The sequence below is a fragment of the Bacillus cereus group sp. BfR-BA-01347 genome (genome assembly GCF_022663835.1).
In the GTDB taxonomy this organism is placed as follows: Bacteria; Bacillota; Bacilli; order Bacillales; family Bacillaceae_G; genus Bacillus_A; species Bacillus_A thuringiensis_K.
This window is the reverse complement of record NZ_JAKUGG010000006.1, coordinates 88,388-105,173: the sequence shown is the minus strand read 5'-3', so window position 1 is coordinate 105,173 and position 16,786 is coordinate 88,388. Positions and strand designations below refer to the sequence as shown.

Genomic DNA, 16,786 nt, shown 5'->3' with positions numbered 1-16,786 from the left:
TGACCTACCTGGTCAGGTTCTTTTCATTATGTATTCCTTTAAACTTGCAGTCCTCCGCTCACATTTAATACTTCACCTGTAATATAGGATGCGTATTCTGATGCTAAAAAGGCTGCTGCGTTCGCAATATCTTCTGGCGTTCCAATTCTACCAACTGGAATAGCGCCAACCATCTTTTCTTTCACTTTATCTGGTATCGTTTTTGTCATATCTGTATCCATAAACCCCGGACAAATCGCGTTACAAGTAATACCGAAACTTCCAACTTCTTTCGCTGCCGTTTTCGTTAAACCTACAACTCCTGCCTTTGTAGCCGCATAATTTGCTTGCCCTATGTTTCCTTCTCTACTAATTGAAGATATATTAATAATGCGCCCATACCCTTGTTGTCTCATGTAAAGAAGCGCTGGTTGCATACAATAAAAAACTCCAGTTAAGTTTACTTGTAATACTTGTTCCCAAGCAGACTTCTCCATTTTATGTAACATTGCGTCTCTTGTAATTCCAGCATTATTCACCAAAATATGTAATGTACCAAATTTTTGAACCGCATATTCAATTAACGACTTCGCTTCATTTTGATTACTTACATCACATCGATATGAGCACACTTCATATCCTTCATCTGATAACTCACGTGTCGTTTTTTGTAGATTCTCTTCATTTACATCGCTAATTAATACTTTCGCCCCTAGTTTTGCATAAACCCTTGCAATCTCTTTTCCAATTCCCTGTGCAGCTCCTGTTACAACAGCTGTTTTCCCGTTTAAAAACTCCATCCCTATCCCCCATTTCTATTACTTATACTGTATATTTCGGCTTTTTACTTTCCAATTCCTCTTTGTATAAAAAAGTCTATTTGTGTCAAACTAACTTTGCAACGTCGCATAAAGTGAAACTTTAATCAGTGGGGGTTTTCTTCATCCCCCACTGATTATTAGCCCTCACCAATCGGACTTTTATGGGCAGCCCGACCCCCACCTAACTTCTTTACTTTCGCTGAATTTTGAGGTGAGGTCTTACTGCCCATTAAAGCGGGATAAAGTGCAAGGAGATTGTGTCGAATGAACAAAAAAAATTTCAAACAAAACAAAGCTACTGATGGCATTGATGTTGAGTTCTCTCGCGAACTCGCTGACCACAATGACTTAGAAGCAAACGCACGTGCAAATGCCGCTGATGCACGTCAAAAGCGCCAATCAACCGAAAAATAAGGTACATCACAACCTTATTCTTTTCAAAAGGGACCTACTACCCAACAAAATAAACCGAGAGACATCTCTCGGTTTATTTTTTATATTTTTTTGCATAATGAGCCAAAGTAAGCAACGGATATATATGAGCATAACTATGATAACGAATATAAAACCCACCTGGTAAACCTGTTCCAGTAGGATATTTTTCATTTATATAAGAGTTGGAGAGCAAATATGAAATACCTTTTCGAATAACTGGCGTTTCTTTATCATAGTAAGAAATGAGGGCATCTAACGCCCATGCTGTTTGGGATGGTGTACTAAACGGCAAAGTAACAAATCTTTTTTCCACACTACTTTGGCAAGATTCTCCCCAGCCACCATCTTCATGCTGTATATGTTCAAGCCATAAAGCTGCTCGTTTTAATGATGGATTGCTAGATGGAATTCCGAATGACCGTAAACCTGTCATAACAGCCCACGTACCATATATATAACAAATTCCCCATTTCCCATACCACGATCCATTTTCCTCTTGTACATTCATTAACCAATTTATCGCACTTTGTTTTTGTTTCTCGGGCAATTCATTTTGCGTATACGTCCCAAAAAATTCTAACACTCTTCCTGTAATATCTGGTGTAGAAGGATCTGTAATCATATCACTTGCATTTTCGATTGGTAAATTTGCTAATATACGGCTCGTTACCCCTTTTTCAAAAGCCCCCCAACCACCATCATTATTTTGCAATCCTTTAACCCAATTAACAGCTCGCTTCCAAGCATTGTCTACATTTTCGTTCCCTCTACTTCGCGCCAATGCTCTTAACGCAGCAGTTGTATCATCAATATCTGGAATCGTCGTATTCACATCCGAAAAGCCCCAACCCCCCGGGAAGAGATCCGGTGCATGTACACTCCAATCTACTTTCTTCGTTTGCTGTTTTCTTAGTAAATATGCTGATGCATTGTGAATCACTTTACTTGCTTTCGGAACTTGAGCTTCTTGCAAAGCATAACTGAGTAAAGCTGTATCCCATATAGTTGATGGAGAGTTTTGCAAATGGCTCCCTCTTTCCATCTTCCATATATAAGATGTGATTCCCGTTATAGCCTTCTCAATAATTGGTGATTGAATAGAATGTCCTAATGCAAGTAAAGCATAAATCATATAAAACGAGGCAGTTGCGTAGCTATATAATGTTCCATTTTCATCAATACGCTCTTTCATAAAACGTTCTACTTCCTCATATCCTTTATGATGCAAAGAAAGTGGATACGTTATAATTTTCTTCACGTCACTTAATAATGTTTGAAAAACCGGAGACCGGTCCTCCCGAAACCATTCTCCGCCCCCGCCTGCAATGTGATTTAAATTTGGCAATAACTTTTTCCCTACTCGAAATCTTTTATTTAAACAAAGCATCATCGGAATTAAATGAATACGTGCTGAGCTACTCAGTTCAAAAATACTGAGAGGGGAATCATTCTGCAGAAACATAATTGGTGTTGGCAAATGAAAGAGAGAAGGATATTCATATTCTCCATGAATCGCTAATAAAAACTTCGTCATAAAATGAGCACGCGCTACCCCACCGCGCTCATTTATAAACATTTCCGCTCGCTTCATATTCGCATCTTCTTTTGTATATTTTTCCGATGCAAGTAAGGCAGCATAAGATTGAATTGTAGCAGATAAATTCCCCCCCGCTTCATCTTCATACAATTTCCATGTTCCTTCATTTGTTTGGAGTGATGCTAATCTTTTTACAAACTGTTCTATCTCTTTATCTCTACCTAATAATTTTAATAAGAAAATCATATGACAATCTGTTAGTGGAGCTCCTTCAAAACAAAACCGCCACGTACCATCTTGCCGTTGCATTGTTTGAAGTGCAGTTGTTCTTCTCGCTATTTCTTCATGCACTTTTTCATATAATAACAAGTTACTCACCCACCCTTTCGAAATCCGTATAACGATATTCAAAAAGATAGCTGAATATGTATGAAAACAAAGAAAAGCAGAACATATAAAATGTTCTGCTCATAAACAATATCCTACTCCGACAATAATCCCTAATAAAGCACCGACTACTACTTCATACGGTGTATGCCCAACAAGTTCATTTAACTTCTTATATTCTGTTTCTCTACCGTGAAAAAACTCATTCAATATTTTTGCTTGTTTACTTACTGCAAGCCTTACTCCTGAAGCATCATACATAACTATAATGGCAAAAATAGCAGCAACCGCAAACATCGAGCTTTCCACACCTTCCACAACTCCAACTCCTGTAGCAAGCGCTGTAACTGTTGAAGCATGAGAACTTGGCATCCCACCTGAAGCAAAAAACTTTGCAAAATCAAATTCACCTGTTTTGACTAATTTAAAGACTACTTTCGTTAATTGTGCTAAAAACCATGAAAGTACAGCAGCCATAAGCGGATCGTTATGTAAAATTGTTTCCACGTTCTCAGCTCCCTACTAGCTATAATGGAAATCCTATATAGTATCAGTATAAAGAAAAATGCGTAGAAAATACTACGCATTATGATACTTTTGCTGATTTATTTTTTATAAATTTCGGTTGTTTCTGCACTAAGAACTTTGTCTTCGCTACCGAGAATACAAATAAAGCAACCCATATACAGAAAAATGCAATCATATGTGTAGCTGTGAAATGTTCACCAAATACAAATACACCTAAAATTAAGCTAATTGTTGGCGCAATATATTGTAAAAATCCGACCATATAAAGTGGAATAAGTTGCGCTCCTTTCGCAAAATAAAATAGTGGTAATGCTGTTACAATGCCTGCTCCTATTAAAAGTAACGTTGATAACATGGAAATAGATCCAAATGAGCCGAAACCATGTGCGCCTGTCATAACAAGGTAAATGATTGCAAACGGCGTCACTAACATCGTTTCCATCGTAAGCCCGATTGTCGCATCATAGTTTAACAATTTTTTCGTTAATCCGTATAATCCAAATGAAAAGGCAAGTGAAAGAGAAACCCACGGAATAGATCCGAAACGTACTGTTAAAATGACAACTCCTACTCCAGCTAAACCAACTGCAACATATTGCCAAAAGTTTAACTTTTCCTTTAAAACGACTGTACCAAGTAAAATACTAATAAGCGGATTAATATAATAGCCAAGACTCGCTTCAATAACATGATTATGATTAACAGCCCATATGTAAACAAACCAATTTCCGCTAATCAAGACTGAAGCTATTGTTAATGACATTAATAATTTAGGTCGTTTAAAAAGATTCACAAATTCCCCAATAAACTGGCGAAATCTCTTCGTAACACCTAATACGAGTAACATAAAAACAAACGCCCAAACGATGCGGTGTGCTAATATTTCATCTGCAGGAACTTCTTCAACCCATTTCCAATAAATCGGCAGAATACCCCACATCGTATAAGCACCAGCCGCATATAGTATCCCTTTTTTTTGCTCTGCTGATTGACTCCCCATCTTCCTTTTTCTCCTCTTCTCATTTTTTCTCCATTATACGTTCTCATATGCTCACTTTACCAATAATCAATCTGCATTTCTTTCGACATTTCTCATACAACGAATAATAAACATACCGTTATTGCAACAAGTAACGGTATGCCGAAAACAAATTTCTTTTTATGAGTTTTATGATGAAACATATACATACCAATCCAAGCTCCAACTGCTCCCCCAGCTGCCGCTGATAAAAACAACGTACTTTCTGGCGTTCTCCACTGTTTCTTCTTTGCTTTTCGTTTATCAAGCCCCATAAGGCTAAAAGCTATAACATTAATAATAATAAAATAAATCCATTTCATCGCTTTCTCTCCTTATGAAAAATTCGATTAATAGTAACACGAAAAAACGACGGAAACAACTGAAGAACGCTTTTTATCAAACTAGTTTAATTCATTACTTGCATATTTATATAACCAATTAAAATCGCAGTTATAGCAATTAAACAAAAAGATGTTATGAACAGAAGCTTATATTTCATTCCCTTCACCCACTACCATATCATCGAAAAAACTTCTCTCAATCTCTTTTTCATCAAAATAAAGAACTACGATTAACCCTACGTATAAAGAAACGAAATTTAGAAACCATTCGCCATTATCATCTTTGTTAGCTAAACATTTAAATATCTCTTGAAATTGCATACGCTCGTCTGCAGCAACAATGGGACGTACACCAAAATATTTCAATACGAGATTCAGCTTCAGTTGCACGGATAATGATAAAATATATTTTAATAGCTTCGTATACTCTGCACTATCTTTTTGACTATACAACTTCACAAGCTTTGGATGTAAATTCGAAATCGATAATTCCTCGTCAGTCACTCTAGTTACTTCTATCGTTTCAATCATCTTTTTCATATCCATCACATTCACCCCTTCTGAAAAAATTCTAAAGCCAAAGAGTACTTAATTCAAAATGTATAATAATTGTGCGTTTCTCGTCTCTCGTTCTTCCTCACTGACTAAATCATACTTTTTTAGGAGGTGAAAAACATCATTTAATAATTTCTGTGAATGAGTACCTTGCAAAAAATTCTTTAACTCTTTAAAAATCCCTTCAGGTAAAAAATTCTTTTGACTTTCAAGCTTATTCATCACATCTTCAATAGAATGATCAATGTTACATGCCATACTAAACTTCCCCCTCTATCCTCTATAAATAATATCCTCAGCTAACGATGTAAACACTTCTCCAACAAGAGAATCTTCATCATATACAGATGAACCATTATTTTCTTCACGTTTCGCAAAAGGTATTTTGGCAATTACTTCTGTTTGCAATTGTTCTGCAAGCATTTCGCCTCCGCCTTTTCCGAAGAGATAATTTTTCGATCCATCTTGTTCTTCATAATAAGCCATATTTTCCACAATACCTAAAATCTCATGCTTCGTATGTTTTGCCATTACACCGACTCTTGAAGCAACGAATGAAGCTACATTGTGCGGAGTTGTAACAATTATTTCTTTCGCTTGCGGAACCATTGCCGCAACATCAATGGCAACATCTCCTGTACCTGGTGGTAAATCAAGTAATAAATAATCTAATTCTCCCCAGTGCGTATTCGCAAGGAAATTTTGAATCCATTTATTTAGCATCGGTCCGCGCCACATCACTGGGTTATTTCCTTCTGTAAAGAATCCCATCGACATGATTTTAACACCGTGACTAATGACTGGAATTGCCGTTTGATCAATCATCGTTGGTTTCTTATTCGTTTCCATCATAGCTGGAATACTAAAACCATATATATCTGCATCTAATATCCCCACTTTTTTGCCCATACGAGCTAGTGCAGTTGCAAGATTAATTGTCACCGTTGATTTTCCAACTCCGCCTTTTCCGCTCGTTACAGTAATAAAACGTACTCCTGAATCCGGGCGAAGCATACTCGGCATACCAGTTTCTGTTCTAGTATTTTTCTTTAACTTCTCTGTTAAAGATGCACGTTCTTCTTGTGTCATAGAGCCAAATATTACCTCCACTTTAGAGACACCAATTGCGTAAAGTGATTCTTCAATATCTTGTTGAATTTTTGCTTTTAACGGACAACCTTGGATTGTTAGTACTACTTCAAGTTTAACCTCTGTTCCGTTCATTTGTATATTTCTAACCATATTTAATTCTACAACACTTTTGTGTAACTCTGGATCCTCTACATGTTTTAATGCATTCATTATTTGTTCTTGAGTAAGCATAGAACTCATCCCTTCTCTTATTCTAATTTATATACCACATCTTCTTGGCGCTTCATCTGGTGAAAAAACTTATTATCCCCCGCTAACGGGCGGGATTAATGCGACTATATCTCCAGTTTTTATCATATCTTCATTCATTACAAACTCTTCATTAACAGCCACCATCACTTTATCCAGCGTTTGTAAACAATAGCTGGCTTTGAGCCATTCTTTTAATTGCTGCACTGTCATTTCTTGCTTTTCTGAAATCACTAATCGATCCAATCCAACTTCCTCACGCAAATTTGCAAACAGTAAAATTGTAATCATTTTCTCATTCTTCCTTCTTTGGTTTTCCTTCTGAATATGGTGTGTTTTCAAGTTGATCTCCAACCCACATCGTTCCATCTTCCCAAAATTCTTTTTTCCAAATTGGAACGATTCGTTTTATACGTTCAATCGCGTACTCATTCGCTTCATAAGCTACTTTACGATGCGGTGATGAAACTGCAATGACTACTGCAATATCCATTATTTCTAGCCGCCCTACACGGTGCGTAATTGCTACTTTTGCGTCCGGCCATTTCCCACTAATTTCTCCACCAATTCTCATAAGTTGTTTTACTGCCATCGGCTTATATGCTTCATACTCTAAATGTAGCGTTCGTTTTCCTTTTGTTAATTCTCTCACCGTACCAATAAATGTTGTAATTGCTCCTGCTTCTCTTCTTGCAACCTTATTCGTTACTTCTTCAACTACAATCGGTATATCTACAATTTCAAATAGCGCTTGTCCCATTAGAACCACCTCTCCCTTTACAAAATGTCCAAGGCCATTTACTACCTTCGTTATCTTCTAATAAAAGAACATCGACAAACATATCTTTTTTATATCCTCTTGTCCCGCCCGGCAATACGATAAACGCGTTTGATTCTGCCAATGAAGAAACTGAGCTAGATTTATCAAACCCTGATGGATAAGCGATTAACTGACCTTCGTTATATGTCAATTTTGCTCGTACAAATCTTGTAAATGGATTCGGTTTTAGAAAATCTTCTCCTAATAACGCTTTTTCTCTTTTTAAATGTACTTTTTCACTAAACATATACGTCCGAATACACGGTCTTGCGAATAATTCAAACCCTACGTAACAAGCTGATGGATTTCCTGATAAACCAAATAATAACTTGCCATTTAATTGTGCTACAGTCGTAACACTTCCTGGTCGCATTGCAACTTTATTAAAAAGAACAAATGCACCTAACTTTTCGTAAATAGCTGGTAAATAATCATAATCTCCTACTGATACACCGCCCGTTGTAATTAACATATCTACTTGGCCAAGCGCTTCTTTCACAGCTGTAAAACACGTATTAAAATCATCACTAAACTTCCCAAAATATTTTACTCTTCCGCCTGCTCTTCGGATTTGAGACAATATCATATACGTATTACTGTTTCGGATTTTCCCTGGCTGTAATGACTCATTGACATCCAGTAATTCACTCCCAGTCGCTAACAGTCCAATTACAGGCTTTCTCGCAACTGGTACTTCACTATAACCGAATGTAGCAAGAAGAGCTGAAATACCTGGATTAATGTACGATCCTTTCTTTGCAAGAACTGTTCCTTTACGAGCATCTTCACCTTGAACAGAAATATTGTCGCCCGTTTTGAATGATCGCTTCACTTCTATATAATTGTTGCCATTCTTCTCATATTGACGAGTCAGCTCTAACATAACAACCGCATCACACCCAGTCGGAATTTGTGCTCCCGTCATAATTCGAACTGCTTGAAACGGACCTACTTTCTCATGGAATAGCGATCCTGCACCAATTTCACCCACTACTTCAAATACAATTGGCGTTTCATAACTTGCTAAATTAGTATCTTCTGCTCGAATAGCAAATCCGTCATACGGCGAACGATTAAATGACGGTACATCATGGTCAGCTACTAAATCCTCTGCTAATATACGTCCGTAAGCTAATTCAATTGGTAATAGCTCCTTTAAGCCTTTATGAGCAAATCCCATCACTTTACGAACAGCTTCTTCAACCGTAATTGGCACTCTTCTTTCCATTGTTGACACCCTCTCTATTAACCGAATACGCGATAATATAGTTGTTTCGCTTTTGAAATATCATTTGTACCATGAATAAAAACACGACCATCCCGAAAAAAAACGATGCGGTAATCATCGAATTGGCAAGATAGTAAATACGGATTCCGATCTACTTTTCCCAGTTTTTTTAATACTTTTTCTATATCATCAAAATTGTATTTCCTATTGTCTACTGTTCTAATTTGAACTGTATTTCTTCCGCATAAAACAGCTGCTTTCGTTTGATTTTCGTATGATAAATAAGGATAAGTTCGATTCAAACCGCATGAGAGACAAGCGTCTGTTTTTATTTTTCCTAGTTTTATAAAATGGTTTTGATTATTCCATATATCAAACATGAAAAATGTTTTTCTAATTGCTGAAAAATCTTCTATTAAAATTTTGAGTGCTTCCGCCACTTGATATGCTGCGACGATTTGTACAGTCGGGCTAATAATTCCAGCGGTATCACATGTCACACCTGTAACAGGAATATTTTTCAGCATACAATGTAAACACGGTGTCTCTTGCGGAATAATTGTATAACTCATACCATACGATCCAACGCAAGAACCATATACCCACGGAATATTATGTTTTTGTGATAAATCATTTATTACAAAACGAATATCAAAATTATCTGTTGCATCAATGATTACATCTACATTTTTTAATAGACCTTCCATATTTTCTAAAGTTGCATCCATTACGAAAGCATGTATTTGTACTTCCGAATTAATTTGTTCTAGCCGATTTTTTGCAGCAATTGCTTTCGGCATTTTCTCTATCGCATCTTGTTCAGAGTACAATTGTTGCCTTTGTAAATTACTCCATTCAACGTAGTCACGATCAATAATCGTCAACTTGCCAACACCTGCACGTACGAAACTTTCGGCACTTGCACTTCCTAATGCGCCTGCTCCTACAATTAACACATGTTTATTTCGAATTTTTTCTTGTCCTTTACTCCCAATTGGTTTGAACAACTGTTGTCGTGAATACCGATCAGCCATTACATACCCTTCCTCTCAAGAACTCTATTTCATATTAGAATGTTGTTTCTGATAACAAGCAAAGTAAGCAAAACCAACAAACCCAGCTCCTCCAATTACATTTCCGATAAAAACAGGAACAAAATTTTTAGCCAGATCCATCCACGTTAGATGACCAGCAAAAATAACAGCGGAAATGACAAATATATTTGCTACTACTTGCTGAAATCCAATGACTACAAATGCCATAATTGGAATCCAAATTCCGATGATTTTTCCGACAAAATCACTCGTCCCGTAAGCAAGCCAAAGAGCAAGACAAACGAGCCAATTACAACCAATTGCTAAAATTAAAGTTCTCCCAAATGATTCATGTAACTTCCCTTCCGCTATCGCTACCGTTTTATTTAAATACTCTCCCTCTGTTAATCCGCCAAGATGTCCAAAGCAATACGCAACGAAAATTGCCCCAATAAAATTCATGAGAGTAATCCAAACCCAGTTATTCAGTACACTTATCAATGTAATTTTCTTTGCATAAAGCGCCATAGACAGTGACATCATATTTCCCGTAATTAATTCTCCTCCTGCTAATACTACGAGCATGAGTCCAACAGGAAATACTGCCCCTCCTAAAACATTAACTAGACTTCCCCAGCGCTCAGGTAAATTCCCTAAAACTCGAATGTTAAGTAAAAAACCTATCGCAATAAACGCTCCTCCTAAAAAACCGAGAATAAGCATCGCTGGCAATGTCTGTCTTACTTTTTGAACACCGGCCTCAATGACAAGCTCAGCAATTTGTTCCGGCTTATGAAATGCCATTACCCATTCCTCCATTTTCTCCAAATAAAAAAGCAGCTTCAAAAAACCTCCTCAAAATAAAGGTTTTTGAATGCTGCTTAATTTCTCTGCACATCTTTTACAGAGATATCAATCATCACTTTTACTATAAAATAGAAAATCCACAACTCTTGTAAATTTTCCATTTTTCACTATGACGCTAGCTTTATATATTAACCACCGATATGTGACATTTCAATTTTAGGTATTGTTTTCTTATTTGTATGATTTAAGCGTTCATCTGAATAACGATCTTCCCTATTATTCCATATATCGCGTACTACATCTGTAATGTCCTCATCTGTATGTTCAGAACGAAGCAATTCTCTTAAATCATTTCCTTTAGAAGCAAATAAGCAGGTATATAATTTTCCTTCTGCAGAAATACGAGCTCTCGTACATGAGGAGCAAAAAGAATCTGTTACCGATGAAATAATACCTATTTCCTCATCGCTTCCTATATAACGATACCTAGTAGCCACTTCACCAGAATAATTTGCTTCTATCCGTTCTAACGGCATCACTTTGTGAATTGTATTTACTATTTCTTGTTTAGAGACGACCTCTTTTAAATCCCAACCATTATAATTTCCAACGTCCATATACTCAATAAAACGAAGAATATGCCTGTTTTCCTTAAAGTATTGCGCCATCTGCAAAATGTCTTGTTCATTTTTCCCTTTTTGAACGACCATATTTATTTTAATTTTCATACCAACTTCAGCAGCAGCCTGTATTCCTTCCAGAACCCTTTGTACTTTGCTCCTATTACCATTTAAATAGAAAAACCGCTCTTCTTCTAAGGAATCTAAGCTAACTGTTACACGTGATAGTCCCGCCTTATATAAATCAGGAGCAAACTTTTTAAGTAACGATCCATTGGTTGTTAAACCGATATCTTCCACACCATCTATTTTATGAAGCCGCTCAATAAGCTTTGGAAGCCCTCTTCGAAGTAACGGTTCTCCGCCTGTAATTCGTAATTTTCTCACACCTAAAGAAACGAAAATACGAGTTAACCTTTCAATTTCATCAAAAGATAAAATTTTATCATTAGACAAAAACGAGTAATCAGGACCAAATATTTCTTCTGGCATACAATATCGACAGCGAAAATTACAGCGATCGATAACTGAAATACGTAAATCCTTTAACGGACGTTGTAACTTGTCTAATGTGACAGATTTCATATTTATTGCCTCGCTTTTACTTATTTTATATTTAAAACACGCTCTGGATGCGTATATACATTTAAGGATTGATTCCGAATAAATCCTATTGTCGTAATACCTAAATCTTCCGCTAGTTGCAAAGCTAACTCAGTTGGAGCTGATTTTGATAGTATAATTTCACAGCCGATTTTTGCAACTTTCAATAATATTTCCGAAGAAATACGACCACTAAAAACAATGATTTTATCTTTTATAGAAATATCGTTTCTTAAACAATAACCGTAAATTTTGTCCAGTGCATTATGCCTACCAATATCCATTCGGCTTAAAATAATACCATTCACATCACATAAAGCTGCATTATGAACCCCGCCAGTATGATGAAACGTATCCGCAGATTGCTGCATTTCTTTCATTAACCGAAAACAATCCTCTGCCGCAACCTGTACATGGACACCCTGCATTTTTTTTGCACTTAGTGCATCATTAGCAAAAACAAACCCTTGCCTACTCATACCACAACAAGACGTAATATATCGTTTATTTTGCATTTGTTCGTAATACGGATTTACTTTTGCCGTCGTGACATGTACAAATCCTTCTTTCTCTTGTACCCATATGTCATCAATATCTTCATACTTTCGAATGATTCCTTCAGATGCTAAGAAGCCTATTACCATATCTTCTATATATTCTGGAGTACTAACCATTGTAACAAACTCCTGTCCGTTCATTTTAATCGTGACTGGAAACTCTGTTACAATGCTGTCCTCTATATGTTTAAACGCCCCTTGTTCATAACGAAAGATTTCTCTTTCTACCTGTATCGGTTTCACGATCAGTATCCTTCTCTCACGTTATATTTTTATCAAAAACAAATACCGAAACTGCAATATCTTCTTCTACTTTCATATCTGAAAATAGGTTCACTAATTTCGCTCCAACAAGTTCCTCCAAATGTTCACGGGAATTCGCAGCATATACTTCTTGAATCATTTTCGTTCTAGCCATATGAACCATTTCCGCACCGTCCATCGTACTTGAAATGAATTTTTCAGTAGGTGTTAAGTTTCCATAAAGAGTCGCAATCGCCATGTTTTCTGCAAAAACAGTATGAATTCGTTCTGGCCCTTTTCCGAAAAGTTCCTTTCGAAGTTTTCGTATCATATCATTAAATTCATGTACTTTTTTTGACATACCATTATACCTCCCACAAACCTCATTTTACTTTATTATATATTTTACCAAAATGAGCCTTCCGCCCAAACTATTTCGTACAAACATTTGGGCGAAAAGGTTCACTTCATGAAACTTATTCTTCTTTTAATCCTTTTCCCATACCTTTTAAGAAATGAAGCCCAAACCCGATAGCACGGTTAATATCTGGGTCTTTCAATACTTTCATAAGATCGAATACCCCTACTTTTTTATTACTCTCTAAATGTTCATTACCTTTTTCTAGCCCTACTAATAAGCTACCTATAAGCTTTTTCGTAAGCTCCGGATCAAGTTCTGTTAAAGCACCCGCAGCCCCCATCATATTATTAATTAAATTTGTAACAGGCTCACGAGTCACTTGGCCAAGAACAATCTTTGCGATTGGTTCTTTCGCCTTTAGCATAGAATTAGCTGCTTCTAACATGCCAATATCATTCAATTCCCCTACTATATTAAACATTTGATTTAGAGCGTCTTCATTATTAGCTAGAAGCTCTTTTAAATCATCTAATTTTTTCTGTTTTATTTCTTCCTCAGTTAATTCTTGTTTTTGAATCATTTTTATAGGTGCAGCCATATTTTTCTCCTCCTACTTATCCGTTAAATGCACATACCCTGGACGTGCCCACTTACGATGTACCTCAATACCAGCTTGAGGATGACGTTTTTTATTACGCGGGTTCGCTTTTGGCATCGGATTTTCGCCATCAACTTCTAGCACTTCCATACGCACTTTCGTCTGTTTATAAGCAGGTGTGTTCGTACGCGTATCGACCGCAGGACCTGTTAAGAAATTAATCGCTGTTTCATTATCTGTAGAATTCATCGGTAAATATAACTCATTCGCTTTTACACGCTCTGTAACGAGTGCACGTAATTTTAACGCTCCAAACGGAGAAACAAGACGGACTAATGAACCAGTTTTCACTCCACGTTCTTTTGCAAGGTCTGGAGAGATTTCAACGAAAACACCAGGTACTTTCGTTTGAATACCTGTTGATTTATTTGTCATATTCCCTTCATGGAAATGCTCAAGCATACGACCGTTGTTAATGTGAAGGTCAAACTCAGCTGGAAATTCAGCTGGACGTACCCAGTCAGCAATCGCAAAACGAGCTTTTTTATCTGGGAAGTTAAATCCGTCTTGGAACAGAAGTGGTGTATTCGTTCCATCAAAACTTCCCCAATGGAAACTGTTCCACCCTTCAAGCACTTCATAGTTCGCTTGCGAGAACAATGGTGATAAACTTGCCATCTCAGCAAAGATTTCACTTGGGTGGCTATAATTCCAGTTTGCACCTAGTTTATTCGCAACTTCCTGGACGATCCACCAGTCTGGTTTCGCATCTCCTAGCGTAGGAAGAACTTGATATAATCTTTGGACACGGCGCTCTGTATTTGTGAAAGTACCTTCTTTCTCAAGAGATGGCGCTGCTGGTAATACAACATCTGCATATTGAGCAGTTTTAGAAAGGAAAACATCTTGCACAACGAAGAAATCAAGGCTCGATAACACTTCATGTACATGATTTGCATTAGAATCTACAAGAGCCATATCTTCTCCGACAAGGTACATTGCTTTCATTTTTCCTTCGTCAATTGCGTGAAGCATTTCAATATTATTAAGACCTGGTTCACTGTCAATTTTCACTCCGTAAGCAGTTTCAAATTTCGCACGTTCCATTTCGTTAGTAACGTGCTGATATCCTGGAAGCCATCCTGGTAAAGTACCCATATCACAAGCACCTTGTACGTTATTGTGACCTCGAAGTGGGTATGCACCTGCTCCTGGACGACGATAGTTTCCTGTTGCAAGAAGTAAGTTTGAAATTGCAGCGGAAGTATCAGAACCACCTGTATTTTGCGTTACCCCCATACCCCAAAGGATACATGTACCATCTGCATCACGAATCATTTCAGCCATTTGAATAAGTGTTTCTTTTGAAATACCTGTTACTTCTTCTGCATATTCAAGTGTATATTCTTCTAGGCTTTCTTTGAAATCTTCAAAGAAGTTTACATTCTCATTAATGAATTCCTGATTATGCCAACCTTGATCAATCATATATTTCGTAACAGCCATTAACCAAACTTGATCTGTTCCTTGTTTTGGACTAATAAAGACATCTGATCGCTCTGCCATTTCGGTTTTACGAAGATCAGCTACAATTAACTTTTGTCCGTGTAATTTATGTGCACGTTTAATACGTGTAGCTAGAACAGGATGACCTTCTGTCGGATTACATCCTACAATAATAACAAGACCAGATTGCGCAATATCTTTAATCGTTCCGGCATCACCGCCCATACCAATTGTACGGAACAAACCATCCGTTGCTGGTGATTGGCAATAACGTGAGCAGTTATCAATATTATTCGTTCCAAATACTTGTCGAGCTAATTTTTGAATTACATAATTGTCTTCATTTGTAATTTTAGAGGAAGAAATAAATCCGATAGAACCTTTACCGTATTCTTCTTTAATAGCGCCTAATTTATTTGCAACTACATTCAGTGCTTCTTCCCATGTAGATTCAACAAACGTTCCATTTTTACGAATTAAAGGTTTTGTTATTCGTTCTTTAGAATTTACGAAATCCCAACCAAATTTCCCTTTTACACAAGTGGAAATTGCGTTAACTGGTGCATCTGAAGATGGCTGTACTTTAAGGATTTTACGCCCCTTCGTCCACACTTCAAATGAACAACCTACACCACAAAATGTACATACTGTTTTCGTTTTCTTCGTACGAGTATCACGCATGGTCGCTTCCACTTCTGATACCGCAAAAATACCGCTATATCCAGGCTCAACTTCTTTAATTAAATCTACCATCGGTTCAAGAATATCTGGTTTCAATCCCGTCATAAATCCAGCTTCACCGAGCATCGTTTTCTCCATTAAAGCGTTACAAGGACAAATCGTTACACATTGACCACAGCTAACGCATGAAGAATCATTAATATTTACTCCTTCATCCCAAATAACTCGTGGGCGTTCCGCTTCCCAGTCTATCGATAACGTTTCATTTACTTGTAAGTTTTGACACACCTCAACGCATTGACCGCATGCAATACATTGATTAGGATCATAGCGATAAAACGGATGCGTCATATCAACCTCACTTACATCTACTTTCGGTTCATACGGATATTTTTGATGTTCAATTTCCATTAATTCTGCTGTATTATGCAGTTTACAGTTCCCATTGTTGTTGTCACATACTGTACAGTATAATAAATGATTTTCTAGTAACCGATCCATCGCCTCTGTTTGTGCTTCTTTTGCGCGAACAGAAGCACGTTCAATGCTCATACCTTCCGTTGCTATCGTCGAACAAGAACGCATTAACTTTCCGTCAACTTCTACAATACAAGTGTCACATGTTTGAATAGGATCTACTTCTGGCACGTAACAAATTTGCGGATGTTCAATCCCGTTCTCATTCATAACACCCAATATCGTCGAACCAGGCTCCGCTGTATACTTTTTTCCGTCAATTGTAATATGAACCATGTTGTCATTCATGGTCTTTCCCCCTTTTTG

At 37.1% G+C, this 16,786-nt stretch carries 19 protein-coding genes; 1 reads left to right on the top strand and 18 read right to left on the bottom strand.

Going from position 1 to position 16,786, the window contains the following annotated elements; translation table 11 throughout:
• Positions 1-38: 38 nt before the first annotated feature.
• Positions 39-779, bottom strand: a complete 741-nt coding sequence (gene fabG, locus MR143_RS12090; protein WP_000395038.1) for a 3-oxoacyl-ACP reductase FabG — start codon at positions 777-779, stop codon at positions 39-41.
• Positions 780-1,064: 285 nt separating this feature from the next.
• On the opposite strand from fabG, the gene MR143_RS12080 reads away from it, so the two are divergent.
• Positions 1,065-1,214 (top strand): YfhD family protein, encoded by a 150-nt coding sequence (locus MR143_RS12080; protein WP_001035808.1) that lies wholly within the window; start codon positions 1,065-1,067, stop codon positions 1,212-1,214.
• Between the two features lie 73 nt (positions 1,215-1,287).
• On the opposite strand, the gene MR143_RS12075 is transcribed toward MR143_RS12080, so the two are convergent.
• From MR143_RS12075 to fdhF, 17 genes are all read right to left on the bottom strand, one after another.
• Entirely contained in the window at positions 1,288-3,141 is a 1,854-nt protein-coding gene (locus MR143_RS12075) for a terpene cyclase/mutase family protein (RefSeq protein WP_000928156.1), read from the bottom strand.
• Between the two features lie 99 nt (positions 3,142-3,240).
• On the bottom strand, positions 3,241-3,666 hold the full coding sequence (locus MR143_RS12070; protein ID WP_000447824.1) for a divergent PAP2 family protein: 426 nt from the start codon (positions 3,664-3,666) through the stop codon (positions 3,241-3,243).
• A 79-nt stretch (positions 3,667-3,745) separates the two neighbouring features.
• Entirely contained in the window at positions 3,746-4,687 is a 942-nt protein-coding gene (rarD, locus tag MR143_RS12065; RefSeq protein ID WP_000535540.1) for an EamA family transporter RarD, read from the bottom strand.
• 92 nt (positions 4,688-4,779) lie between these two features.
• Positions 4,780-5,028: a DUF1294 domain-containing protein gene (locus MR143_RS12060; protein ID WP_000871325.1), complete on the bottom strand. Its 249-nt coding sequence runs from the start codon at positions 5,026-5,028 to the stop codon at positions 4,780-4,782.
• Positions 5,029-5,196: 168 nt separating this feature from the next.
• Positions 5,197-5,595 (bottom strand): nucleoside triphosphate pyrophosphohydrolase family protein, encoded by a 399-nt coding sequence (locus MR143_RS12055; RefSeq protein WP_000367298.1) that lies wholly within the window; start codon positions 5,593-5,595, stop codon positions 5,197-5,199.
• A gap of 42 nt (positions 5,596-5,637) precedes the next feature.
• A complete protein-coding gene (locus tag MR143_RS12050; protein WP_000752373.1) occupies positions 5,638-5,862 on the bottom strand; it encodes a hypothetical protein in 225 nt (74 codons plus the stop codon).
• A 15-nt stretch (positions 5,863-5,877) separates the two neighbouring features.
• Entirely contained in the window at positions 5,878-6,927 is a 1,050-nt protein-coding gene (locus MR143_RS12045; RefSeq protein WP_000957516.1) for a P-loop NTPase, read from the bottom strand.
• A gap of 72 nt (positions 6,928-6,999) precedes the next feature.
• Complete coding sequence (moaD, locus tag MR143_RS12040) at positions 7,000-7,236, bottom strand: molybdopterin converting factor subunit 1 (RefSeq protein ID WP_000628483.1); 237 nt, start codon at positions 7,234-7,236, stop codon at positions 7,000-7,002.
• Between the two features lie 4 nt (positions 7,237-7,240).
• The gene (gene moaE / locus MR143_RS12035) at positions 7,241-7,705 is read right to left on the bottom strand and encodes a molybdopterin synthase catalytic subunit MoaE (protein WP_000529378.1); all 465 of its coding nucleotides are present in this window, start codon (positions 7,703-7,705) and stop codon (positions 7,241-7,243) included.
• The gene (locus MR143_RS12030) at positions 7,686-8,993 is read right to left on the bottom strand and encodes a molybdopterin molybdotransferase MoeA (protein ID WP_000442204.1); all 1,308 of its coding nucleotides are present in this window, start codon (positions 8,991-8,993) and stop codon (positions 7,686-7,688) included. Before MR143_RS12030 ends, moaE begins: the two co-directional genes overlap by 20 nt.
• Positions 8,994-9,010: 17 nt before the next feature.
• Positions 9,011-10,027: a molybdopterin-synthase adenylyltransferase MoeB gene (locus MR143_RS12025; protein WP_000785256.1), complete on the bottom strand. Its 1,017-nt coding sequence runs from the start codon at positions 10,025-10,027 to the stop codon at positions 9,011-9,013.
• Between the two features lie 24 nt (positions 10,028-10,051).
• Positions 10,052-10,831 carry a formate channel gene (locus tag MR143_RS12020; RefSeq protein ID WP_002164134.1) on the bottom strand — a complete coding sequence of 260 codons (780 nt, stop codon included), beginning with the start codon at positions 10,829-10,831 and terminating at the stop codon, positions 10,052-10,054.
• Between the two features lie 191 nt (positions 10,832-11,022).
• On the bottom strand, positions 11,023-12,039 hold the full coding sequence (moaA, locus tag MR143_RS12015; RefSeq protein WP_242280783.1) for a GTP 3',8-cyclase MoaA: 1,017 nt from the start codon (positions 12,037-12,039) through the stop codon (positions 11,023-11,025).
• A 20-nt stretch (positions 12,040-12,059) separates the two neighbouring features.
• Positions 12,060-12,857, bottom strand: a complete 798-nt coding sequence (gene fdhD / locus MR143_RS12010) for a formate dehydrogenase accessory sulfurtransferase FdhD (protein ID WP_000802676.1) — start codon at positions 12,855-12,857, stop codon at positions 12,060-12,062.
• A gap of 16 nt (positions 12,858-12,873) precedes the next feature.
• Positions 12,874-13,218 carry a Na-translocating system protein MpsC family protein gene (locus MR143_RS12005; RefSeq protein WP_000039582.1) on the bottom strand — a complete coding sequence of 115 codons (345 nt, stop codon included), beginning with the start codon at positions 13,216-13,218 and terminating at the stop codon, positions 12,874-12,876.
• Between the two features lie 115 nt (positions 13,219-13,333).
• On the bottom strand, positions 13,334-13,816 hold the full coding sequence (locus MR143_RS12000; protein WP_000729889.1) for a helical membrane plugin domain-containing protein: 483 nt from the start codon (positions 13,814-13,816) through the stop codon (positions 13,334-13,336).
• Between the two features lie 12 nt (positions 13,817-13,828).
• Positions 13,829-16,768: a formate dehydrogenase subunit alpha gene (gene fdhF, locus MR143_RS11995; RefSeq protein WP_000999406.1), complete on the bottom strand. Its 2,940-nt coding sequence runs from the start codon at positions 16,766-16,768 to the stop codon at positions 13,829-13,831.
• Positions 16,769-16,786 lie beyond the last annotated feature (18 nt).